The 19,203-nt window shown below is 67.7% G+C and carries 19 protein-coding genes and 3 tRNA genes; 13 read left to right on the forward strand and 9 right to left on the reverse strand.

Features of this window, described 5'->3' with window-relative positions:
* The first annotated feature begins 237 nt into the window (after positions 1-237).
* Both RIE08_02750 and purB read left to right on the forward strand, forming a co-directional pair.
* Positions 238-1,515: an adenylosuccinate synthase gene (locus RIE08_02750; GenBank protein MEQ8716506.1), complete on the forward strand. Its 1,278-nt coding sequence runs from the start codon at positions 238-240 to the stop codon at positions 1,513-1,515.
* Positions 1,506-2,948 carry an adenylosuccinate lyase gene (purB, locus tag RIE08_02755; GenBank protein ID MEQ8716507.1) on the forward strand — a complete coding sequence of 481 codons (1,443 nt, stop codon included), beginning with the start codon at positions 1,506-1,508 and terminating at the stop codon, positions 2,946-2,948. The genes RIE08_02750 and purB overlap by 10 nt, the downstream gene beginning before the upstream one ends.
* Before the next feature lie 19 nt (positions 2,949-2,967).
* Here the strand turns inward: purB and RIE08_02760 are convergent, their stop codons facing one another.
* From RIE08_02760 to RIE08_02785, 6 genes are all read right to left on the reverse strand, one after another.
* Entirely contained in the window at positions 2,968-3,390 is a 423-nt protein-coding gene (locus RIE08_02760) for a hypothetical protein (protein ID MEQ8716508.1), read from the reverse strand.
* 132 nt (positions 3,391-3,522) lie between these two features.
* A complete protein-coding gene (locus tag RIE08_02765; protein ID MEQ8716509.1) occupies positions 3,523-4,239 on the reverse strand; it encodes a spondin domain-containing protein in 717 nt (238 codons plus the stop codon).
* Between the two features lie 230 nt (positions 4,240-4,469).
* Positions 4,470-4,542: transfer RNA gene (locus RIE08_02770), tRNA-Phe, on the reverse strand.
* Between the two features lie 21 nt (positions 4,543-4,563).
* Positions 4,564-4,641, reverse strand: a tRNA-Asp gene (locus RIE08_02775).
* Positions 4,642-4,720: 79 nt separating this feature from the next.
* Entirely contained in the window at positions 4,721-5,215 is a 495-nt protein-coding gene (locus RIE08_02780) for a hypothetical protein (protein ID MEQ8716510.1), read from the reverse strand.
* Positions 5,216-5,243: 28 nt separating this feature from the next.
* Positions 5,244-5,316: transfer RNA gene (locus tag RIE08_02785), tRNA-Glu, on the reverse strand.
* Positions 5,317-5,369: 53 nt separating this feature from the next.
* Here RIE08_02785 and RIE08_02790 point away from each other — a divergent pair.
* Both RIE08_02790 and glnII read left to right on the forward strand, forming a co-directional pair.
* Entirely contained in the window at positions 5,370-6,389 is a 1,020-nt protein-coding gene (locus RIE08_02790; GenBank protein ID MEQ8716511.1) for an LLM class flavin-dependent oxidoreductase, read from the forward strand.
* A gap of 165 nt (positions 6,390-6,554) precedes the next feature.
* The gene (glnII, locus tag RIE08_02795) at positions 6,555-7,571 is read left to right on the forward strand and encodes a glutamine synthetase GlnII (protein ID MEQ8716512.1); all 1,017 of its coding nucleotides are present in this window, start codon (positions 6,555-6,557) and stop codon (positions 7,569-7,571) included.
* An 84-nt stretch (positions 7,572-7,655) separates the two neighbouring features.
* Here the strand turns inward: glnII and RIE08_02800 are convergent, their stop codons facing one another.
* The 3 genes from RIE08_02800 to RIE08_02810 are packed head-to-tail and all read right to left on the reverse strand — an operon-like array spanning position 7,656 to position 9,396.
* Positions 7,656-8,138: a DUF2017 family protein gene (locus RIE08_02800; protein MEQ8716513.1), complete on the reverse strand. Its 483-nt coding sequence runs from the start codon at positions 8,136-8,138 to the stop codon at positions 7,656-7,658.
* Positions 8,135-8,431 (reverse strand): ATP-dependent Clp protease adapter ClpS, encoded by a 297-nt coding sequence (gene clpS / locus RIE08_02805; GenBank protein MEQ8716514.1) that lies wholly within the window; start codon positions 8,429-8,431, stop codon positions 8,135-8,137. The genes RIE08_02800 and clpS overlap by 4 nt, the downstream gene beginning before the upstream one ends.
* Positions 8,428-9,396 carry a COX15/CtaA family protein gene (locus RIE08_02810; protein ID MEQ8716515.1) on the reverse strand — a complete coding sequence of 323 codons (969 nt, stop codon included), beginning with the start codon at positions 9,394-9,396 and terminating at the stop codon, positions 8,428-8,430. The genes clpS and RIE08_02810 overlap by 4 nt, the downstream gene beginning before the upstream one ends.
* A gap of 122 nt (positions 9,397-9,518) precedes the next feature.
* On the opposite strand from RIE08_02810, the gene RIE08_02815 reads away from it, so the two are divergent.
* From RIE08_02815 to RIE08_02855, 9 genes are all read left to right on the forward strand, one after another.
* Complete coding sequence (locus RIE08_02815; protein MEQ8716516.1) at positions 9,519-10,427, forward strand: heme o synthase; 909 nt, start codon at positions 9,519-9,521, stop codon at positions 10,425-10,427.
* 141 nt (positions 10,428-10,568) lie between these two features.
* Positions 10,569-12,305, forward strand: coding sequence for a cbb3-type cytochrome c oxidase subunit I (locus RIE08_02820; GenBank protein MEQ8716517.1), 1,737 nt, complete (start codon positions 10,569-10,571; stop codon positions 12,303-12,305).
* A complete protein-coding gene (locus RIE08_02825; protein MEQ8716518.1) occupies positions 12,305-12,943 on the forward strand; it encodes a cytochrome c oxidase subunit 3 in 639 nt (212 codons plus the stop codon). Before RIE08_02820 ends, RIE08_02825 begins: the two co-directional genes overlap by 1 nt.
* 5 nt (positions 12,944-12,948) lie before the next feature.
* Positions 12,949-13,821, forward strand: coding sequence for a hypothetical protein (locus RIE08_02830; GenBank protein MEQ8716519.1), 873 nt, complete (start codon positions 12,949-12,951; stop codon positions 13,819-13,821).
* Between the two features lie 116 nt (positions 13,822-13,937).
* Positions 13,938-15,137 (forward strand): cytochrome c oxidase subunit II, encoded by a 1,200-nt coding sequence (coxB, locus tag RIE08_02835; protein MEQ8716520.1) that lies wholly within the window; start codon positions 13,938-13,940, stop codon positions 15,135-15,137.
* A 49-nt stretch (positions 15,138-15,186) separates the two neighbouring features.
* Positions 15,187-17,214 (forward strand): cytochrome c oxidase subunit I, encoded by a 2,028-nt coding sequence (gene ctaD / locus RIE08_02840; GenBank protein MEQ8716521.1) that lies wholly within the window; start codon positions 15,187-15,189, stop codon positions 17,212-17,214.
* Entirely contained in the window at positions 17,207-17,830 is a 624-nt protein-coding gene (locus RIE08_02845; GenBank protein ID MEQ8716522.1) for a heme-copper oxidase subunit III, read from the forward strand. Before ctaD ends, RIE08_02845 begins: the two co-directional genes overlap by 8 nt.
* A 40-nt stretch (positions 17,831-17,870) precedes the next feature.
* Positions 17,871-18,203, forward strand: coding sequence for a cytochrome C oxidase subunit IV family protein (locus tag RIE08_02850; protein ID MEQ8716523.1), 333 nt, complete (start codon positions 17,871-17,873; stop codon positions 18,201-18,203).
* Position 18,204: 1 nt separating this feature from the next.
* Positions 18,205-19,191 carry a cytochrome c oxidase assembly protein gene (locus RIE08_02855; GenBank protein ID MEQ8716524.1) on the forward strand — a complete coding sequence of 329 codons (987 nt, stop codon included), beginning with the start codon at positions 18,205-18,207 and terminating at the stop codon, positions 19,189-19,191.
* Positions 19,192-19,203: the final 12 nt, after the last annotated feature.

Genomic DNA, 19,203 nt, shown 5'->3' on the forward strand with positions numbered 1-19,203 from the left:
ACGGCGTGCGCTGTGGACAATACAGACGAGACGCACCCACGGAACGGCGAGGCTGGACGGCGATGCGTGCCAGCGGGCGAGTTCAGGTGATGCCCCCGGTGTCGGTTCACCCGGCACGGGGGCATCGTCGTTTTCCTGTCGCTGCAGCGCTCGCGTCGGCCACCGGATCCCTTGGGGCTCGTGACCGCCGGGGCCACTAGGCTTCGCCCGTACCAACACTTCGGAGGGGAGTCAGCCGTGCCCGCGACCGTGGTCGTCGGAACCCAGTGGGGGGACGAGGGCAAAGGCAAGTTCACCGACCTGTTGTCAGGCGAGATGGCCTATGTGGTCCGCTATCAGGGAGGCCACAACGCCGGTCACACCATCGTCGTCGGTGAGGAGCGCTTCGCACTGCAGCTGATCCCGAGCGGCGTCCTCTATGGCCACATCACGCCCGTCATCGGCAACGGCGTGGTGGTCGACCCCCGGGTCCTCATCGCCGAGATCGACGGTCTGACCGAGCGGGGAATCGACTGCTCCAAGCTGAAGGTCTCCGGGAGCGCCCACCTGATCTTCCCGTACCACCAGGATCTCGACGTCGTCACCGAGCGGCACCTCGGCAAGAACAAGCTCGGCACGACCAAGCGCGGGATCGGTCCCGCCTACGCGGACAAGGCTTCCCGGATCGGCCTGCGGGTCCAGGACATGTTGGACGAGAAGATCTTCCGGGAGAAGCTCGATGTCGTCCTCCACGAGAAGAACCCTCTGCTCGCGAAGGTCTACAACCGCCTCGGGTACGAGCCGGAGGCGATCGTAGAGACCTATCTCGGTGAGTGTCTGCCGCGGCTGGCACCGCACATAGCCGACACCGTCGGGCTCGTCCACGATGCGCTCGAGGCGAACGAGAACGTGCTGCTCGAGGGTGCACAGGCGACCTTCCTGGATCTCGACCACGGCACCTACCCCTACGTGACGTCGTCGAATCCCGTCGCCGGCGGTGCGTGCACAGGTGCGGGCGTCGGCCCCCGTCTCATCGACCGGGTGATGGGGGTCACGAAGGCGTACACGACGAGGGTCGGATTCGGTCCGTTCCCCACGGAGTTGCACGACGCCGTCGCCGACCACCTCGTCGACGTGGGTCACGAGTACGGGACCAACACGAAGCGCCGGCGCCGGTGCGGCTGGCTGGACACCGTCATGATCCGCCATGCCGCGCGGGTGAATTCCCTGTCCGACATCGCCATCACCAAGCTGGACGTTCTCGACGATCTGGACACGTTGAAGGTGTGCGTCGCCTACCGGGTCGGCGGAAGAGAGGTCTCGGCCCTGCCGTACCACCAGTCAGACATCCACGGGGCCGAGCCCGTGTACGAGGAACTGCCGGGGTGGAAGACGTCGCTGTCCGACGTGCGTGAGCCCGGCGACCTCCCAGCCGCGGCCCGGGACTACCTTTCGCTCGTGCAGGAGGCGTCCGGGGTGCCGATCACCCTCGTCGGTGTCGGCCCGGGCCGGAGCCAGTACCTCGAATGGAGCTGAACGGGGACCGGGCCGCCGTGGTCCCCGATGTCCTGGCGGCGCGCTACGCGTCGCCGGAGATGACGGCCATCTGGTCGCCGCGGGGGAAGGTGGTTGCGGAGCGCCGCCTCTGGATCGCCGTGCTGCGCGCCCAGGCGGACCTCGGCCTGGCGGTACCCGACGGCGCGATCGAGGCCTACGAGGCCGTCGTCGACGAGGTGGACCTGGACTCGATCATGGAGCGCGAGCGCGTTCTGCGTCACGACGTCAAGGCACGCATCGAGGAGTTCTGCGACCTCGCCGGCCACCAGGTCATCCACCGCGGCATGACGTCGCGGGATCTCACCGAAAACATCGAACAGGTCCAGATACGTGATTCGGTGGACCTCGTGTTGGGCCGATCCGTGGCGCTCGCCTCGGTCCTCGCCGCCCGGGCGACCGAGTACGCCGACTTGAACCTCGCTGCGCGCACCCACAACGTGGCCGCACAGGTGACGACCTTCGGTCGGCGCATCGCCATGGCCCTCGAGGAACTGCTGGTGGCCCGCGAACGCCTCGTGTCCTGGCGCGGTCGGTGCAGGCTGCGCGGTCTCAAGGGAGCCGTCGGGACCCAACTCGACCTCGTGACGCTGTTCGACGGTGACGCCGCCCGAGCCATCGAACTCGAGGCCCGGGTGGCCGCCGAACTCGGCTTCGTGGACACCCTCGACGCACCCGGGCAGGTCTACCCGCGTTCGCTGGATCACGAGGTGGTGGGAGCGCTCGTCCAGATGGCCGCCGGTCCGGCGGACTTCGCCCGGACGCTGCGACTGATGGCGGGTCACGATCTGGCCGGCGAGGGATTCGGCGCGGGCCAGGTGGGGTCCTCGGCGATGCCGCACAAGATGAACGCCCGGTCCTCCGAACGCATCGGTGGTCTGCTCACCGTGCTGCGGGGATTCGAGGCGATGACCGCCGGTCTCGTCGGCGACCAGTGGAACGAGGGTGACGTGTCGTGCTCGGTCGTGCGGCGCGTGGCGCTGCCCGGGGCGTTCCTCGCCGCAGACGGACTCTTCGAGACGGCCCTCGTCGTCGCCTCGGACATGGCGCCGGTCGAAGCGGCGATCGCCGCGGAGCTCGACAAGATGTTGCCGTTCCTCGCGACGTCACGCTTGATGCTGGCTGCGACTGTGGCGGGACTCGGCCGTGAAGAGGCCCACGAGCTGGTCGGTTCGGCGGCCCGGGCGACCCTCGACGACGTCCGCCGGGGTGGGTCTTCGGCGGCGCTCGCGCAACGGCTCGGCGCAGACCCACGGTTCCCCCTGGACGTCGAGGCGACCGCGGCGACCATCGCCGACGCGGGCGATCAGACCGGTCGAGCGCGTGAGCAGGTCCGGTCGGTCACCGACCGGGTGGCCGGACTGGTGGCGGCCGCCCCGGAGATCGCGAGCTATAGGCCGACCGCCATCTTGTGATCGGCGTGCTGCCGACCGGTCAGCTTCCCCGGCGGATTCCGGCGTCCCGCAACGTCGCAGCCGGCACGCCCAGCTCCCGCCACGCGGCGTACGTGATGCCCTTGCGTTCGCTGTAGTTGGCGGCGGCGGAGATGAACCCGGCCTCGAGCTCGGAGAGATCCGGCTTGTTCTCGCTCGCCTCGAGTTCCTCGGTCAGATCCATCCGTTCCTGAATCAGGTTGAGCTTTGTCAGCTGGTCCGCATTGTCGATCTCCTCGGCGATCTTCGCGAGCCGTTTGTTGATCGATTCGGGCGTGCGGCGGCGTCCACGGCGGGGCTTGTGCGCCTCCAGAGCCTCGAGATAGGACCGTACGGCACGCCCTTCGGCGCGCCCCTGGGCCATTGCTGCCTTGTGTTCCGGGGTGAGCGAGGACGGGCCCCGCTTCGACTTTGCTGCGTTCATTGTGACCATCAAATCGCCGTTTGCCCGAAGATGCAACTCGCCAATTGGACCGGAAAGGACCGAGCTCATAGAAACCGTCGACGCCCGACCCATGACGGGTCGGGCGTCGACGACCATCAGGTCGGGAACAACTCAGGAGACGCGGGTCAGCGTGAACATGGCGACGGGGAAATCGAAGCCCCAGACATCCGGAGAAAGGTCCGCCGAACCACTGATACCCGGATGCATCGTGATGCGACCGTTCTCGGCCAGAGCGCTGTTGGACATTCCGGTGCCGGTCTCGCCGCCCGAGCACGGCGGCACGAGGTCGTCGAGATCCTCGGTGTTGACCTCGGTCCCGGCGTCGTAGGCCATGGCGTAGACGGTGACCGGGCGGTTCTTCAGGATGGGCAGCGGGATGTTGTCGATCCCGGTGAAGCCGTCGTTGGTGCACACGACCATCGCAACGGCCGAGAACTCACGGCCGAAGAAGCCGTCGGCATGGAACGAAGCGGTACGGCTCTCGCCCGGGAAGACCGGACCCTCGCCGTCGGCGCCGACACCGGATGCGATTCCGGAGTCCTCGAGGCCGCGGTCCGCGGCGAGGTAGCCCGCGAGCGGGGCGAGGTTGCCGTTCTCGGCGATCTCGCGGAGCCCCGGCGACGCGAACTGATAGAGCCCGAACAGGTCGAGCGGTTCGTCGTCGACAGCGAACACCGGTGGGGTCATGGGCTGACCCTCCGTGAGGTTGGTGAATGTCAGCTCGTAACGCGGGCCCGAGCCGAACAGTGCTCCCGCCGTGGGTACCGACGTCGCGAACAATGCGACGACGCCTATGGCGGCGATGATCAGTGCGATGGATTTCTTCATGTGACCGAATCCCTTCCGATTCGTCGACTTCCCCTACGCGAACGTTTCGTCCACGTAGCCGCCCCGAACGGCGACACCGTGGTCAACGACAGGAGTCCGGATCCGGTTCCAACGAATACCCGTGGCCGGTTCCCAACCGGGTCAGGAGGGCCAACGGGTCGGGAGTTTCCGCGGGTAGTGGGACGCGCAACGGGTCAGGCCCGCGAGCCTGACCCGTTGAAGATGATGTGTGGTCGGGACCGGCGTCGATCCGGTGACCTTCCGCTTTTCAGGCGGACGCTCTGCCAACTGAGCTACCCGACCGGGACCGGTACGGAACCGGTGTGGCGGTCCTGACGGGATTTGAACCCGCGACCTCCGCCTTGACAGGGCGGCGTGCACTCCAGACTGCACTACAGGACCGTAGAGCCGTCACACTGTACCAACCGCGCGCCCGACACCAATCTTCGAACTCGGCGAATCGCGCAGAAACCCCGGTGGTTCAGCCCGTGAAGCCGATTGCGGGGACCTGGACAGCTGCGGCGCCGACCCAGACGTACTCCCATGCCTCGGGGTTGGGGCCCTGTTGCGCGACACCGGGCGGATACGACGGGACGAAGCCGAAGCGGCGGGCATTGGTGTAGTCGTCGGCGCTCAGCCACGCGAACGCGGCTGTCGACTCGAACTGGGCGAAGCGCTCCGTTCCCTCGGAGATGTCGACCGCGTAGTCGCGCCCGACCGCCATCGTCCGGAGCCGCTCGTCGGCGGTCGGATCGCCGGTGCTGGTCGGGGCGGCGGTCTGAGCCTCGGTCCCCGCGAGTGGCCCGTCGTCGAACAGCGACACGTAGCGGGCGTTGTCGACGGGCTCGATCGCCACGTCGCCGTCGATCAGTTCCTCGGTGGCGGCGATGAGCGGCGCGATCACCGCCGCCAGCATGGCCAGCACGATGATGACGGCGAATACGGCCGCCATCGCTCTGCGTCTGTCGCGTCGCATCGGGCCCACCCCTGGCGTGTGTTCGGCGCACCCCCAACGGGATTCGAACCCGTGTTACCGCCTTGAAAGGGCGGCGTCCTAGGCCGCTGGACGATGGGGGCCGGGAGCACAGAGGTTACCAGCGACGACGCGCGGCGCCGTAGGGTTCGCCTCCGTGAGCCCACTGTTTCCCGGCTTCGGTGTCGCCCTTCCGATCCAGGAGGAGTTCCGGGTCGCCGACCTGGTCGCTCTGGCGGTCCGCGCCGAGGAGACGGGCTTCGCCACGGTGTGGACGGGCGAGATCGCGGGCCCGGAGATCTTCTCGCTGCTCGGCGCCGTGGCCGTCTCGACCGACAGCGTGCGTCTCGGTGCCGGAGTCGTGTCGGTGTTCACGCGGTCGGCTGCGCTCACGGGCATGGGCTTCGCCACCCTCGCCGGACTGGCCCCGGGTCGGGTGGTCGCGGGCATCGGCGTGGGAAGCCGCTTCATCGTGGAGCGCTGGCATGGCGGCGCGTTCACCGACACCGCCGAGACCCTGGTCGAGTACGCCGAGGTCCTGCGCTCCGTCGTCGCAGGCGAGCGGATCGCCCACCCCGGTCCCCGCGTGCACGTCGACGCCTTCCGGGTCACGGTTCCCGACGCGGCTCCGATGCCGGTGTTCTTCGGGGCGATGACCCCGCTCGGGCTCCGCCTGGCCGGCCGCCACGCCGACGGCGTCGTGCTCGCGTTCTGCCCACCCTCGGAGATCGCCCGCAGGGTGGGGATCGTCCGGGACGCCGCCGCCGCGGCGGGCCGGGACCCCGACGACGTGGAGATCGTCGCCTACCTCAACTGTGACGCCGGTGACCACACCGAGGCGGCCGTCGAGCGGATGCGACGCCTCATCGTCCAGTACGCCGTGCAACCCACCCATGCACCGTCGTTCGTCGGCGTGTTCGACCGGATCGAAGAGGCTCAGCGCCTGTGGGCCGCGCAGGATCGGGCGGCCGCGGCAGCGCTGGTGGACGACGACGTCGTCGCAGCCCTGACTCCCGTGGGCGAAGCCGCACTGGTGGTCGACCGTCTCAGCGAGATGCGCGCCGCGGGCGTCGACGAGGCCATCGTCTTCCCGCAGGTTCCGACCCCGGGAGACTCGGCTTCGGCTCTGGTCACCGTGGAGCGCGTGGCTGCCGAACTGGCCCGTCGCGCGAGCTGAACGCGCCGGTCGTCGGCGGTGACCCTGACCCGGAACAGCGTTCACATGTCGTTCACAATCAGGCAACAAGAGCGAAACGCGGTCTTGGAAGCCTGCCGGTCGTACCCCCAAACTGTCCGGGCCCACCACGTTCGCCCCCTGAGGGCGAAGGAGAAGAGACACGACATGGCCTACCGCGCTGAGTACCTGTGGATCGACGGCACCGAGCCGACCGCCGAGATCCGCTCCAAGACGAAGATCCTCGCCGACGGCGACGAGCCGGGAATCTGGGGCTTCGACGGCTCCAGCACCAACCAGGCGACGGGTGACAACTCCGACGTCGTCCTGCAGCCGGTCTTCCAGTGTCCCGATCCCATCCGCGGTGGGGACAACATCCTCGTGATGTGCGAGACGCTCCTCACCGCCGACCTGTCACCGCACCCCTCCAACACCCGTGCCAAAGCGCTCGCGGCCCTCGAGAAGTACGCCGACCAGGAACCGATCTTCGGCCTCGAGCAGGAATACACGCTCATCAACCCGGAGACCGGTTGGCCCGCGGGATTCCCGCCCAACGGTTTCCCCGCCCCCCAGGGTCCCTACTACTGCGGTGTCGGAGCGCTCAAGATCCACGGCCGCGACCTCATCGAGGACCACACCACGGCCTGCATCGAGGCCGGACTCGCGATCTCGGGCACCAACGCCGAGGTCATGCCCGGGCAGTGGGAGTTCCAGATCGGCCCGGTCGACACCGTCACGGTCGGTGACCACCTCTGGGTCGCCCGGTACCTCCTCTACCGCCTCGCCGAGGATCACGGGGTGGAGGTCAGCATCGAGGCCAAGCCCATGAAGGGCGACTGGAACGGTGCCGGCATGCACACCAACTTCTCCACGAAGGCGATGCGCGAGGGTCCCTACGAGAACATCACCAAGGCGTGCGAGGCCATGGGCGCCTTCGGCAAGCCCGAGGAGCACCTCACGGGCTACGGCGTCGGCATCGAGGATCGCCTGACCGGCGCCCACGAGACCCAGCGCTTCGACCAGTTCAGCTACGGCGTCTCGGATCGCGGCGCCTCGATCCGCATCCCCTGGCAGGTCGCCAAGGACGGCAAGGGCTACATCGAGGATCGGCGTCCCAACGCCAACGCCGACCCGTACGTCGTGTCGGCCCTGCTGACCAACACGATCTGTGAGGCGCTCGCCTGAGCGTCGCTCGCATCTGAACCCGAACTGCAGGGAGGCGGCGCCACGGCGCCGCCTCCTTCGCGTCCGGGCCTCGGACCCGCCGAGTCAGTCTTCGCCGAGTTCGCCGAGCGCGCGGATTCCCTCGGCGAGCATGTGGGTGAGGTAGTCGTACACGGCGAGTTGGATGTGATCGGGGCTCCCCTCGACGAAGTCGTCGGGATCGGTGTCGGCGTCCACGTCCAGGACGGTGCCGATCACGAGTCTCGTGGCGTTGATGGCCCGGACCCATTCGTCGAGGGTGTCGGCGTCGATCTCGTCGTCGTCGAGGGTCGACGTGATGGTCTCGATCGCCGCAAGGCGGTTGTCCCGCAGGTCGTCGCCCACGAGCTCACGGTGGCGCGCCTCCATGGCGGGGTCCTGCGGGTAGGTCTCGGGGAAGAGACGCCACGCTCGCTGGTCCTCACCGAGGATCATCATCCGGGTCTGGTCCATGAGGTTCCCGAGGAGGGCGCGTTCGTCGTCACTCAGGTCCAGGCGCGCCGTGCCCGAGCCCGTCGCGGTGAACCAGATGGGGTCGCGTCGACTCACGATTCGCGTTCCATGGACGCCCACAGGCCGTGTTCCTGGAGGCGCAGCACGTCCATCTCCGCCTTCTCCCGGGGGCCGTCGGAGACGACCGCGCGCCCCTCGGTGTGGACCTGCATCATGAGCTTCTGAGCCTTGGCCAGGCTGTATCCGAACAGCTTCTGGAAGACCCAGGTCACGTAGTCCATGAGGTTGATCGGGTCGTCCCAGACGATGACGATCCACGGTCGGTCGACGTCGACCTCTTCGTCGAGGTCCGTCTCGGAGATGGTGCTGGGCGAGGGACCCGGACTCATCGCAGCGCGGGGGCGGGTGTCGTGTCGGCGGTGTCGCCGTCTGCGTCACCGGGGTCGGGGCCGTCGACGTCACCGGGGTCGAAGCCGGCCACCGCGAGGTGAAGACGCAGGACCACCGTCACCAGTGCGACGGATCCGGCGACGTGGAAGCCGACGAGTAGCACGGGGACGTCGTTGAAGTACTGGACGTAGCCGATCGCAGCCTGGGCGACGATGACCGCGAGGACGGTGTTCGACCGCGTGATCTGTTCGGCCGAGGCGCCCTCACGGCGCAACACGACGGCGAGGCCGATGGCGACCAGGCAGAGCGCGACGACCGTCGACCCGTGGATGCGCGCGACGTCGGGCACGTCGAACCCGAGCCGTTCCACGTCCTCGTCGCCCCCGTGGGGACCCGAGCCGGTGACGATCGTCCCCGTCACGACGGCCCCGAGCGTGAGCAGGCTCGTGAGTCGGACCAGGCGGACCTGCGCGGGACCGTGCCCGTCGCGGGGCCGGTGGGCGCCGTCGGCGAGATGGTCGGGGATCCCCGACCGGTGGTGCAGGACCACCGCGTTCCAGATCAGGACGATGGACAACAGGAAGTGTGAGATCACGAGCCACGGGGTCAGGTGGTAGATCACGACGAGTCCGCCCAGGACGATCTGGCCGAGCACCCCCGCGACCAGTCCGAGGCTCCACAGCGTCAGATCCCGGCGACGTGGCCGACGGGCGAGTGACCCGAGCACGGCGGCGATCACCGCGATCGACACGATCCCGGTGATGAGCCGGTTCACGAACTCGATCAGCGCGTGGTACTCGAGATCCGCGTGGAACTGGTCCTCTTCGCACGACGGCCAGTCCGAACAACCGAGTCCCGAACCGGTCAGGCGGACCGCCGCGCCGGTGACGATGATCACGGCGAGGGCGACGAGTGCCACCACGGTGATCGCGCGGTAGCGCTCAGGAGAAATGCGCCGGCGCATGACGTCGATCCTACGGCCGCCCGCTCCGGTGGGGCACACCGGGGCGACGATCGTCGAAACTCTCGCGGTACCTGCCCGCGTGCTTTGGTCAACCGGCCCCGACGGTCGTACCCTGCACGGACGTGGAGGCCGTCATCGGAGTCGAGTCGAACGTCGGTGTCCGCCGACGGGTTGCGGCATATGTCGCGCTGACGAAGCCGCGGATCATCGAGCTGCTGCTCGTCACCACCGTGCCGACGATGATCGTCGCCGAAGAGGGCGTCCCCTCGGTGTGGCTCATGATCGCCACCGTCATCGGCGGCACGCTCGCCGCCGGCGGCGCCAACGCCATCAACATGGTGGTGGATCGCGACATCGACGCCGTGATGCACCGCACCCGCAACCGCCCGCTCGTCACGGGCGAGGTGACCCCGACCGCGGCGCTGGTGTTCGCCCTCGGCCTCGAGGCCGTCTCGTTCCTGTGGCTGTGGGGTTTCGTCAACCTCCTCAGCGCGGTGCTCGCCGTGAGCGCGACCGCGTTCTACGTGTTCGTGTACACGTTGTGGCTGAAGCGCCGCTCCACGCAGAACATCGTCATCGGGGGAGCGGCCGGGGCGGTCCCCGTGCTCGTCGGGTGGGCCGCCGTGACCAACGATCTGTCCTGGGCGCCGCTGGTCCTGTTCGCCGTGATCTTCTTCTGGACGCCGCCCCATTTCTGGGCGCTCGCCATCCGTTACCGCGACGACTACTCGGCGGCGTCGGTGCCGATGCTGCCGTCGGTCGCTCCCGAGCGCGCCGTCGGGATCAACATCGTCGTCTACAGCGTCATCGTCGTCGGGCTGTCCGTCGTGTTCGGTCCCGTGGCCGGCCTCGGCATCGGCTACCTCGTGGCGGCGCTGGTCAGCGGGGCCGTGTTCCTGGCCTACGCCGTGCTGGTTCTGCGCTCTCCGACCGAGGCGAACGCGATGCGCCTGTTCGGCTGGTCGATCACCTACGTGGTCGTCCTCTTCGCGGCGATGGCCGTCGACGAGGTCGCGAGATCCGGACTGTGAGACCGATGTCGGGCCCCGGGATTGCGGATCGGCCCGTGGCGTTGTGTACTGTCCCCCGCCGGAGGGAGTCCCACGGCGACGCCCTCCGCCGCGTAGCATCTCCGAAGCAGCCGACCGCGTGGTCGCACAGAACGTGAACGCATGACTGCCACCGACACCGCCACCTCTGAGACCACCGACCCGGCCACACGGCCGGACGATGAGGTCTCCCCTACCCGCAACCCGGTCGACGCCTTCGTGTCGGTCCTCACGACGGGTGATCACAAGGTCGTCGGCCGGCTCTGGATCGTCATGTCGCTGCTGGTCGGGGGATTCACGCTCGTCCTCGGCGCCCTCGTCGGCATCGAGCGCACCGACACCGCGGGTGTCGACGTCTTCGCAGGGCTCGAGGCCTACCTCCAGTTCTCGACGCTCTACCGGGTTCTGCTCGTGTTCGGATTCGTCGTGCCGCTGTTCATCGGCCTGGCCACGTACCTCGTTCCGCTGCAGATCGGTTCGCCGTCGGTGGCGTTCCCCCGGGCGGCGGCGGCTGCGTTCTGGGCGTGGCTGGTCGGCCTCGGCACCCTGATCACCGCCTGGGCACTCGACGGGGGCCTCGTCCCCGGTGGCGAGCCCGAGGCGGTCGAACTCTCGCTGCTGGCCTTCGGCGCCACGGTGATCGCACTTCTGCTGGCGGCGGCCGTCATCGTGACCACGGTGTTCACCCAGCGGGCCGAGGGCATGACGATGGACCGGGTGCCCCTGTTCTCGTGGTCGATGGTGGTCGCCGGTGGCCTCTGGGTGCTCTCGCTGCCGGTACTTCTCGCCAATCTCGGCGTCGCCTGGATCGACATCCGGGGCGAGGGCCCCACGCTCTACGGCAACGGCGAGAACCTGTGGGGTCAGGTCGAGTGGGCCTTCGACCAGCCGCAGGTGTTCGCCTACCTGATCCCGGCGCTGGGCGTCATCGGTGAGGTGTTCGTCTCGGCCTTCCGGGCCCGCCAGCCGCTGCACTTCGTGATGCAGGGAGCGATCGGTGCGGTGGGCGTGCTCAGCTTCGGCGCCTACGCGCAGACGTTCTTCAACCCCACCGCCGACACCACGCCGCCGTACGTCGTGGCCGGAGTCGCCATCGCTCTGCCGGTGCTCGTTCTCCTCGGCGGTTGGGCCACGCTCGCCCGTGACGCGGGCGGCCGGCCCACCCCCTCGCCCCAACTCGGGTTCGCTGTCGCGACCGTCCTCGCCGTGCTGGCAGCGGTAGCGGTCGGTGTCGTGAAGGTGCTCGGCGGACTGCTGGGCTTCCTGCGGGAGTTCGGCGCCGACACACAGAGTTGGCAGGCCGATCTCGACGACTTCCTCGACCCGTTCGAGGACCTGCGGGGCTCGGCCATCGAGTCGGGGCTGCTGAACGTCGTCGTGCTCGCCGGGTTCATCGGTGCGGTCGCCGGCCTGTACCACTGGGCACCCAAACTCTTCGGCCGCCGCCTCAACCCGCTCGTGGGCGGTCTCGCGGCGCTGCTGATCCTCGTGGGGACACTCGCACTCGTGGTGCCCGATGTGATCACCGGGTTCATGGACCAGCCCGATCCGCTCGCGGCGGGATTCCCGCTCCTCGGAGACTTCCGTGACGGCGTCGAGATCCTCAACGCGATCTCGATGATCGGCGCCTTCGTGGTGTTCGCCGGACTCGCCCTGGTCGCTCTCGACGTACTCGGTGCCATCGCCGTGCCCGGAGCGGGCGACGGCGACGATGCCGACGACCTCGGTGGTGTCACTCTCGAGTGGTCCACCACCAACCCGCCGCCGCCGGGCAACTTCGCAGCGGCTCCGGTGGTACGGAGCGAGGCGCCGCTTCTCGATCCGCCCGCCGGGGACGCGACCGACGGGGAGGACGCCTGATGGCCACCGCCACGATGGACCCGGGCACGACCGCTCCGCCGCCGGGTCGATTCCTCGCCCCGATTCTGCCCCGTCGACGGACGCTGCTCGTCGCCACTGCGCTCGGTTCGGGCGCCACCATCATGTTCTTCGCGGGGATGCTGGGGGTCTACCTCTCCGAGCGGGCCGACTTCCTGCGTGACAATCCCGGAGGCAGCTGGATCCCGTCGTCGGTGACGGTGGAGCTCACCGCTCCGTCGGTCATCGCCTGGACGCTGCTGTTGTCGGTGGTGACGATGCAGTGGGCCGTGTACTCCGCAGCACGCGACGACCGACCCCACACGCTCATCGCAACCTCGGTGACGGCCCTGTTCGGCGTGGCCGTGATCAACCAGTTCGTGTTCCTCTACAAGCAACTCGGACTCGAGATCGACGCAGGTGGCGTCAGCACCGCTCCGGTTCTCATCTACGCCGTGACAGGCACGTTCCTGTTGATCCTCGTGGTCGCACTCACCCTGCTCGCGACCATGTCGTTCCGGGCCCTGGCCGGTGGAGACCTCCGGTCCCACGTCGACGGCATGGCCGCGGCGTCGCTGTACTGGTACGTGATGGTCTTCGTCTACATGATCGTCTGGGTGGCGATCTTCATAACCAAGTAGCTGCCATGTTGACTCACGGATTCAAACTCTTCTTCGGCTTCACGGCGATCGCCGTGGTCGCCGCCATCATCTACGGCGTCGCGAGCGGTGACACGACGGCGGGGAACTACCTCGGCGTGGTCGACCGCCAGGCGTGGAAGGGCGCCATCAGCCTCGGTTGGCAGGGCGGCGTCGGCGATCACACGGGCTACGTCATCCTCTGGCTCCTCGCCATCTCCGGCGGTGTCGTCGCGCTGGTCCTCGCCTACTGCCGTGACGCGGACCCCGACGCCGTCGCCGAGGTCATGCAGACCGACGGCGTACCTCCGGCCCAGGCCCCCACCCGCCCGGACGCCTGGCCCCTGATCGGCGCTCTCGCCGTCGGTGTCACGATCATCGGTCTCGTCACCCACGCGGCCATCTTCGTCATCGGTGTGATCCTGCTGGGCGTGGTCGCCCTGGAGTTGATCCTGTCCACCTGGGCCGACCGGGCCACCGGCGACCCCGCCACCAACGCCGAGATTCGGGGCCGCGTGGCCCGTCCGATCGAGGTCCCGGTGCTGGGGGCCGCTGCGATCGCCGTCGTCGTGCTGGGCGGATCGCAGGTCATGCTCGCCGTGAGCAAGGCCGCAGCCGTGTGGGTCCTGACGGGTGTCGCGACGGTCGTCTTCGTCGGTGCCATAGCGCTGGCGGCGATGCCCAAGCTCAGCCGGCCGATCATCGGCGGTGCGGTGGCCCTCATCGTCGTGGCCTCTGTCGTCGGCGGCATCGTCGGCGCAGTCGTGGGCATCCGCGACATCGAAGAGCACCACGACGAGGAGCATTCCGAGGAGATCGAAGAGGATGCGGCGGCCGTCGGGGTGGCCGATCTCGTCGGCACCGTGGAGGACGAGTCGTGAGCAACGCGTCCTCGCGTCATCGCGCGGCGTCTGCCGACTTGGCGCACCGGGTTGACGAGGTCCACACTGCGGATGTGCCTCCCCGTCGACGTCCCATCGGCCGGACCGCTGCCCTCGTGGCGACCGTCGCCCTTCTGGCCACGGCCTGCGGCAACAAGCCCCTCGACACCTTCGATGATCAGGGTCCGGCAGCCCGCGATATCAACAGCGTGATCCTGCCCGTGTTCGGCATCGCGATCATCGTCCTGATTCTGGTCTCCGGTGCGATCCTGTTCACGGCCTGGCGCAACCGGGTCTCCGCCAAGGACGCCGAGGCCGCTGCCCTGGCCAACGGCACCGATGCCGACCCGACGGGCCTCTACGGCGACGACGAGTTCCCCGAGCAGGTCCATGGCAACACCACGCTGGAGATCGGCTGGACGGTGATTCCCACGGTGATCCTCTCGGTCGTCGCCGTGTTCACGCTCATCGGGATCTTCAAACTGAACGACGTCAGCGCGGACGAAGGGGACCTGCGGGTGACCATCGTCGGCCAGCAGTGGTGGTGGGAGTACCAGTACCACCTCGACGGCGATACCGACACGCCGCCGGACTTCGTCAACGCGAACGAGCTCGTCATCCCCGCCGGCCAGCAGGTTCCGCTGGTGGTCACCAGCCGCGACGTCATCCACTCGTGGTGGATCCCCCAGCTCAACGGCAAGCGCGACGCGCTCCCCCTGGGGACCTCGCCCTGGACGATCGAGGCCGACGACCCGGGCCGCTACAAGGGCGTCTGCACCGAGTTCTGTGGACTCTCGCACGCGTACATGCGCATGTTCACCATCGCCCTCTCCCCCGAGGACTGGGACGCGTGGGCGGAGAACCAGATCCTGCCCGCCACCGTCCCCGAAGTCGGAACACCCGAGGACGCCGGTTGGCAGATCTACCAGGCCAACTGCGCCCAGTGCCACGTCATCACCGGACTGACCGACACGAACCTCGACGGCGAGATCGACGACTGGGACATCTACGACGGGCCCAACCAGATCAGCCCGGCACTGCTCTCGGGCGCGGCGCCGAACCTCACCCACTTCGCCAGCCGGACCACCTACGCGGGATCGATCTTCGACCTCTACGTGGACCGGGCCGAGGGGAGCGACTACCTCGACGTGGCGGCCGAGGGCGACGTCGACGTCGGCCAGCTCACGGCGTGGTTGCGCAACGCTCCCGCCGAGAAGGCCAACCGTTGGCAGGACGGGCGCGGCATGCCGGCGTTCACCAACCTGACGCCCGACGACATCACCAACCTGATCGCCTTCCTCACGAGCCTCGACTGACCATGAACTGGTACCTGGGAGCCCCGCAGATGCACCGGAGAGACGCCTGATGGCGATCACCGAAGAACCCCTCCAGCTGACGACCGGCGACACGGTCGCCACGGTCGAACGCCCGATGGGCGCGCTCACCCGGCCCCACGGGGACAAGGGTTGGCGCAGCTGGCTGTTCACCGTCGACCACAAGCGCATCGGCATCATGTACGGCGCCGTGTCGATCTTCTTCTTCGTCGTGGGCGGCATCCAGGCCCTGATCATCCGCCTCCAGCTCGCCCGTCCCGAGGGTCGTATCGTCTCGGAGGACCTGTACAACCAGCTGTTCACCATGCACGGCGTCACGATGCTGTTCCTTGTGGGCATCCCACTCGGTGCCGCCTTCGCCAACTACCTGTTGCCGTTGCAGATCGGTGCGCGTGACGTCGCCTTCCCGCGTCTCAACGCCTTCAGTTTCTGGTGCTTCCTGTTCGGCGCGCTGTTCCTCAACTCGTCGTGGTTCCTCGGCGGGGCGCCCGACGGTGGCTGGTTCGCGTACGCGCCGAACACGGGCGTCGCGTTCTCGCCGAGCGACGGAATGACGTTCTACGCGCTGGGACTCCAGATCCTCGGTATCGCATCGCTCGTCTCGGCGGTCAACCTGATCACGACGGTGCTCAACATGCGGGCGCCCGGCATGTCCATGTTCAAGATGCCGATCTTCACGTGGATGATGCTCGTCGTGCAGTTCCTGCTGCTGTTCGCCATGCCGGTCATCGCGGTGGCGCTGTTCTTCTTGACCTTCGACCGCCTCTACGACGCCAACTTCTTCAACGTCGCCGCCGGCGCCGATCCGCTGCTGTGGCAGCACCTCTTCTGGATCTTCGGTCACCCCGAGGTCTACATCCTCATCCTTCCCGCCTTCGGCGTGATCTCCGAGATCATCCCGACCTTCAGCCGAAAGCCGATCTTCGGTTACCCGTTCATGGTGTTCTCCGGCATCGTCATCGGCTTCATGGGCTGGGGCGTGTGGGCCCACCACATGTTCACGTCGGGCATCGGCCCGGTGTCGGTGGCCGCGTTCAGCCTCTCGACGATGTTCATCGCGGTGCCCACCGGCGTGAAGGTGCTCAACTGGGTCGCGACGATGTGGGGTGGTCGCCTCCGCTTCACCACGGCGATGCTGTTCGCTTCGTCTGTCGTGGCCATGTTCACGATCGGCGGCTTGTCGGGCGTGACCCACGCGGTCGCTCCGGCGGACACCCAGCAGACCGACACCTACTACATCGTCGCCCACTTCCATTACGTGATCTTCGGCGGCATCATCCTCGGGCTCTTCGGCGGCCTGTACTTCTGGTGGCCCAAGATGTTCGGCCACATGTTGAACGAGAAGCTCGGCAAGGCCAACTTCTGGACCATGCTGATCGGCTTCAACCTGACCTTCTTCCCGATGCACATCCTGGGCCTGCAGGGAATGGCGCGGCGCTACCACACATACTCGGCCGAGGATGGTTTCGGGGCGCTCAACCTGTTGGTCTCGATCGGGTCGTTCGTCATCGCCCTCAGCGTCGTCTTCTTCGTGATCAACATCCTCTACAGCCGCAAGAAGGCGAAGACGTCGCCGCCGCCGGGACCGGACCCATGGGACGCGCGCAGCCTCGAATGGAGCGTCGCGTCGCCGACCCCGGTCCACAACTTCGACACGATCCCGACGGTGGAGCACCAGGACGACTGGTGGCACCGCAAGTACGGGTACGACGAGAACGGCAAGGTCGTCCGCCTGGCCTCGGCGGCCGAGATCGCCCAGAAGGGTGACAGGACCGACGTTCATCTGCCGTCGCCGTCGTACTGGCCGCTCGTCCTCGCCGGAGCGCTCCCGGTTCTCGCGTACGCCCTGATGTACTCGCTGTGGCTGCTCGTCCCGGCGGGCCTGCTCATCGTCGCGTCGCTGTTCGGTTGGGCGCTCGAGCCCGTCGACGATCCGGATGTGCCCCATGGGGGCCACGGCGGCGATGGTCATGGTGGCCCCGACGGCGATCCCGACGGCGACGTGACGGCGGCGCTCGACGAGGCCTCGACCACCGAGGAGGGCGCTCCCGTTGGCTGACGCGACGATCTCGGCGCCCGCAGCGGCGACCGATCACCACGACGATCATCCGCCCACGACCACCGGCATGTCCAACACGAAGTTGGCCATGTGGTTGTTCCTCGGCTCGGAGTGCCTGCTCTTCGGCGCCCTGATTTCGACCTACATTCTCAACAAGTCCCGCCTACCCGAAGGTGAACTGGGACCCGAGGACGTCTTCGACATCCCGTTCACGTCGGTCTCGTCGTTCGTCCTGCTCATGAGTTCGCTCACGATGGTGCTGGCGGTGTCGAACATCACACGGGGCGACCTCGAGCGGTTCCGTATCTGGGTCGCCACCACCGCGATCCTCGGCGGGGCCTTCGTTGCCAGCCAGGTCTACGAGTTCACCGTCTTCTACGAAGAAGGCCTCGGCTACACCACCAACATCTTCAGCTCGAGCTTCTTCACCCTCACCGGGTTCCACGGCGCCCACGTGATCATCGGCATCATCATGTTGATGTCGCTGCTCGTGCTGTCCAACCAGGGCCGACTCGGTCAGCAGAACGCCGAAACGGTCGAGATCGTCGGCTTGTACTGGCACTTCGTCGACATCGTCTGGATCGTCATCTTCACGCTCATCTACCTGTTCCCCTGATCCCGCCACCCAGTCCGAACACCACCAGGCAGGAAACGAAATGACCGCCACCGACGTCGAGCACGCTGAAAGCCACGAGGACGGCCACGCGCATCCCTCGGACTGGGACTACGCGCGTATCGCACTGATCCTGGGTGTCCTCACGGCCATCGAGGTCTTCACGTACTTCGAGTCGGTTCACAATCTCGGCACGAACGCGCTGCGGGTGATCCTGGTCGTGTTGATGGTGCTGAAGTTCGTCTACGTCGGTGCATGGTTCATGCACCTCAAGTTCGACAAGCCGATCCTGCGCAACCTCTTCGTCATGGGGCTGAGTCTCTCGTTGCTCGTGTACCTGGGGATGTTGACGGCGTTCCGGGTCTGGCCCACCTGACGTGACCGCCCTGCTCGCTGCCGACGTCGACGTCTGGGAGTTCGAGCTCCACCCCGAGGTGTGGCTGATCGTCGCCGCCGCGATCGGGATCGGCTGGTATGTCGTGAAGGTGATCGCGCCCCACGCCGTGCCGGCGGGCACCCCGGCGGTCACCACCGCCCAGAAGCGCTACTTCGTCGCGGCCCTCGCGGCGCTCTACATCGCGTCCGCGTGGCCTGTCCACGACATCGCCGAGGAGTACCTCTACTCGGTGCACATGATCCAGCACCTGCTGATCACCTTCGTCGTGCCGCCCCTGTTCCTCCTCGCGACCCCGACGTGGCTGGCCCGCCTCGTCGTCAGCGAGGACGGTGAGTCCGGTGTCTGGGTCAGGCGGCTGGCGCACCCGGTCGTCGCGGGAGTCCTGTTCAACGCGGTGATCGCGCTCACGCACCTGCCGTGGGTGGTCAACACCTCCGTCGAGAACGGCCCTTTCCACTACTTCGTCCATCTCGCGGCGTTCGCTGTGGCCATGCTGATGTGGATCCCCGTGGCCGGGCCTCTACCGGAGCTCCGACTCAGCCTGCCCGGGCAGATGATCTTCCTGTTCACGATGTCGATCATCCCGACCGTGCCCGCAGGGTTCCTCACCTTCGCCGAGGGCGCTCTGTACGACTCCTATGATCACGACGTCCGCCTGTGGGGAGTGTCGATCCAGACAGACCAGCAGACCGCCGGGCTGATCATGAAGGTGGTCGGTGGGTTGTTCCTGTGGACCATCATCGCCATCTTGTTCTTCCGCTGGGCGAAGCAGCACGAAGCGCCGCGGCGACCGGGACGGACGGTCGCGTCCGGTGCGGCGGTGGGCGAGTCGGCGGACTCAACCGGGTCATCTCCGCCCCCAGAGCGGACCGGATCGGACGCGCTGACGTTCGACGAGGTGGAGCGGGCGTTCCGCGAGTCGGGCCCTGCGCCCGTCGAGCAGGGGCGGGCAACCGGCGACGGGTGATCGGCGAGGGTG

The sequence above is a fragment of the Acidimicrobiales bacterium genome (assembly GCA_040219085.1).
Taxonomy (GTDB): Bacteria; Actinomycetota; Acidimicrobiia; order Acidimicrobiales; family JAVJTC01; genus JAVJTC01.

What these genes read in the sequence shown, in the direction of transcription:
- RIE08_02850 (MEQ8716523.1), top strand. Translation starts at nt 17,871, where the DNA reads ATGACCGCCACCGACGTCGAGCACGCTGAAAGCCACGAGGACGGCCAC.
- clpS (MEQ8716514.1), bottom strand. Translation starts at nt 8,431, where the DNA reads ATGAGTCCGGGTCCCTCGCCCAGCACCATCTCCGAGACGGACCTCGAC.
- RIE08_02780 (MEQ8716510.1), bottom strand. Translation starts at nt 5,215, where the DNA reads ATGCGACGCGACAGACGCAGAGCGATGGCGGCCGTATTCGCCGTCATC.
- RIE08_02760 (MEQ8716508.1), bottom strand. Translation starts at nt 3,390, where the DNA reads ATGAACGCAGCAAAGTCGAAGCGGGGCCCGTCCTCGCTCACCCCGGAA.
- RIE08_02825 (MEQ8716518.1), top strand. Translation starts at nt 12,305, where the DNA reads ATGGCCACCGCCACGATGGACCCGGGCACGACCGCTCCGCCGCCGGGT.
- ctaD (MEQ8716521.1), top strand. Translation starts at nt 15,187, where the DNA reads ATGGCGATCACCGAAGAACCCCTCCAGCTGACGACCGGCGACACGGTC.
- purB (MEQ8716507.1), top strand. Translation starts at nt 1,506, where the DNA reads ATGGAGCTGAACGGGGACCGGGCCGCCGTGGTCCCCGATGTCCTGGCG.
- glnII (MEQ8716512.1), top strand. Translation starts at nt 6,555, where the DNA reads ATGGCCTACCGCGCTGAGTACCTGTGGATCGACGGCACCGAGCCGACC.
- RIE08_02830 (MEQ8716519.1), top strand. Translation starts at nt 12,949, where the DNA reads ATGTTGACTCACGGATTCAAACTCTTCTTCGGCTTCACGGCGATCGCC.
- RIE08_02820 (MEQ8716517.1), top strand. Translation starts at nt 10,569, where the DNA reads ATGACTGCCACCGACACCGCCACCTCTGAGACCACCGACCCGGCCACA.
- RIE08_02765 (MEQ8716509.1), bottom strand. Translation starts at nt 4,239, where the DNA reads ATGAAGAAATCCATCGCACTGATCATCGCCGCCATAGGCGTCGTCGCA.
- RIE08_02810 (MEQ8716515.1), bottom strand. Translation starts at nt 9,396, where the DNA reads ATGCGCCGGCGCATTTCTCCTGAGCGCTACCGCGCGATCACCGTGGTG.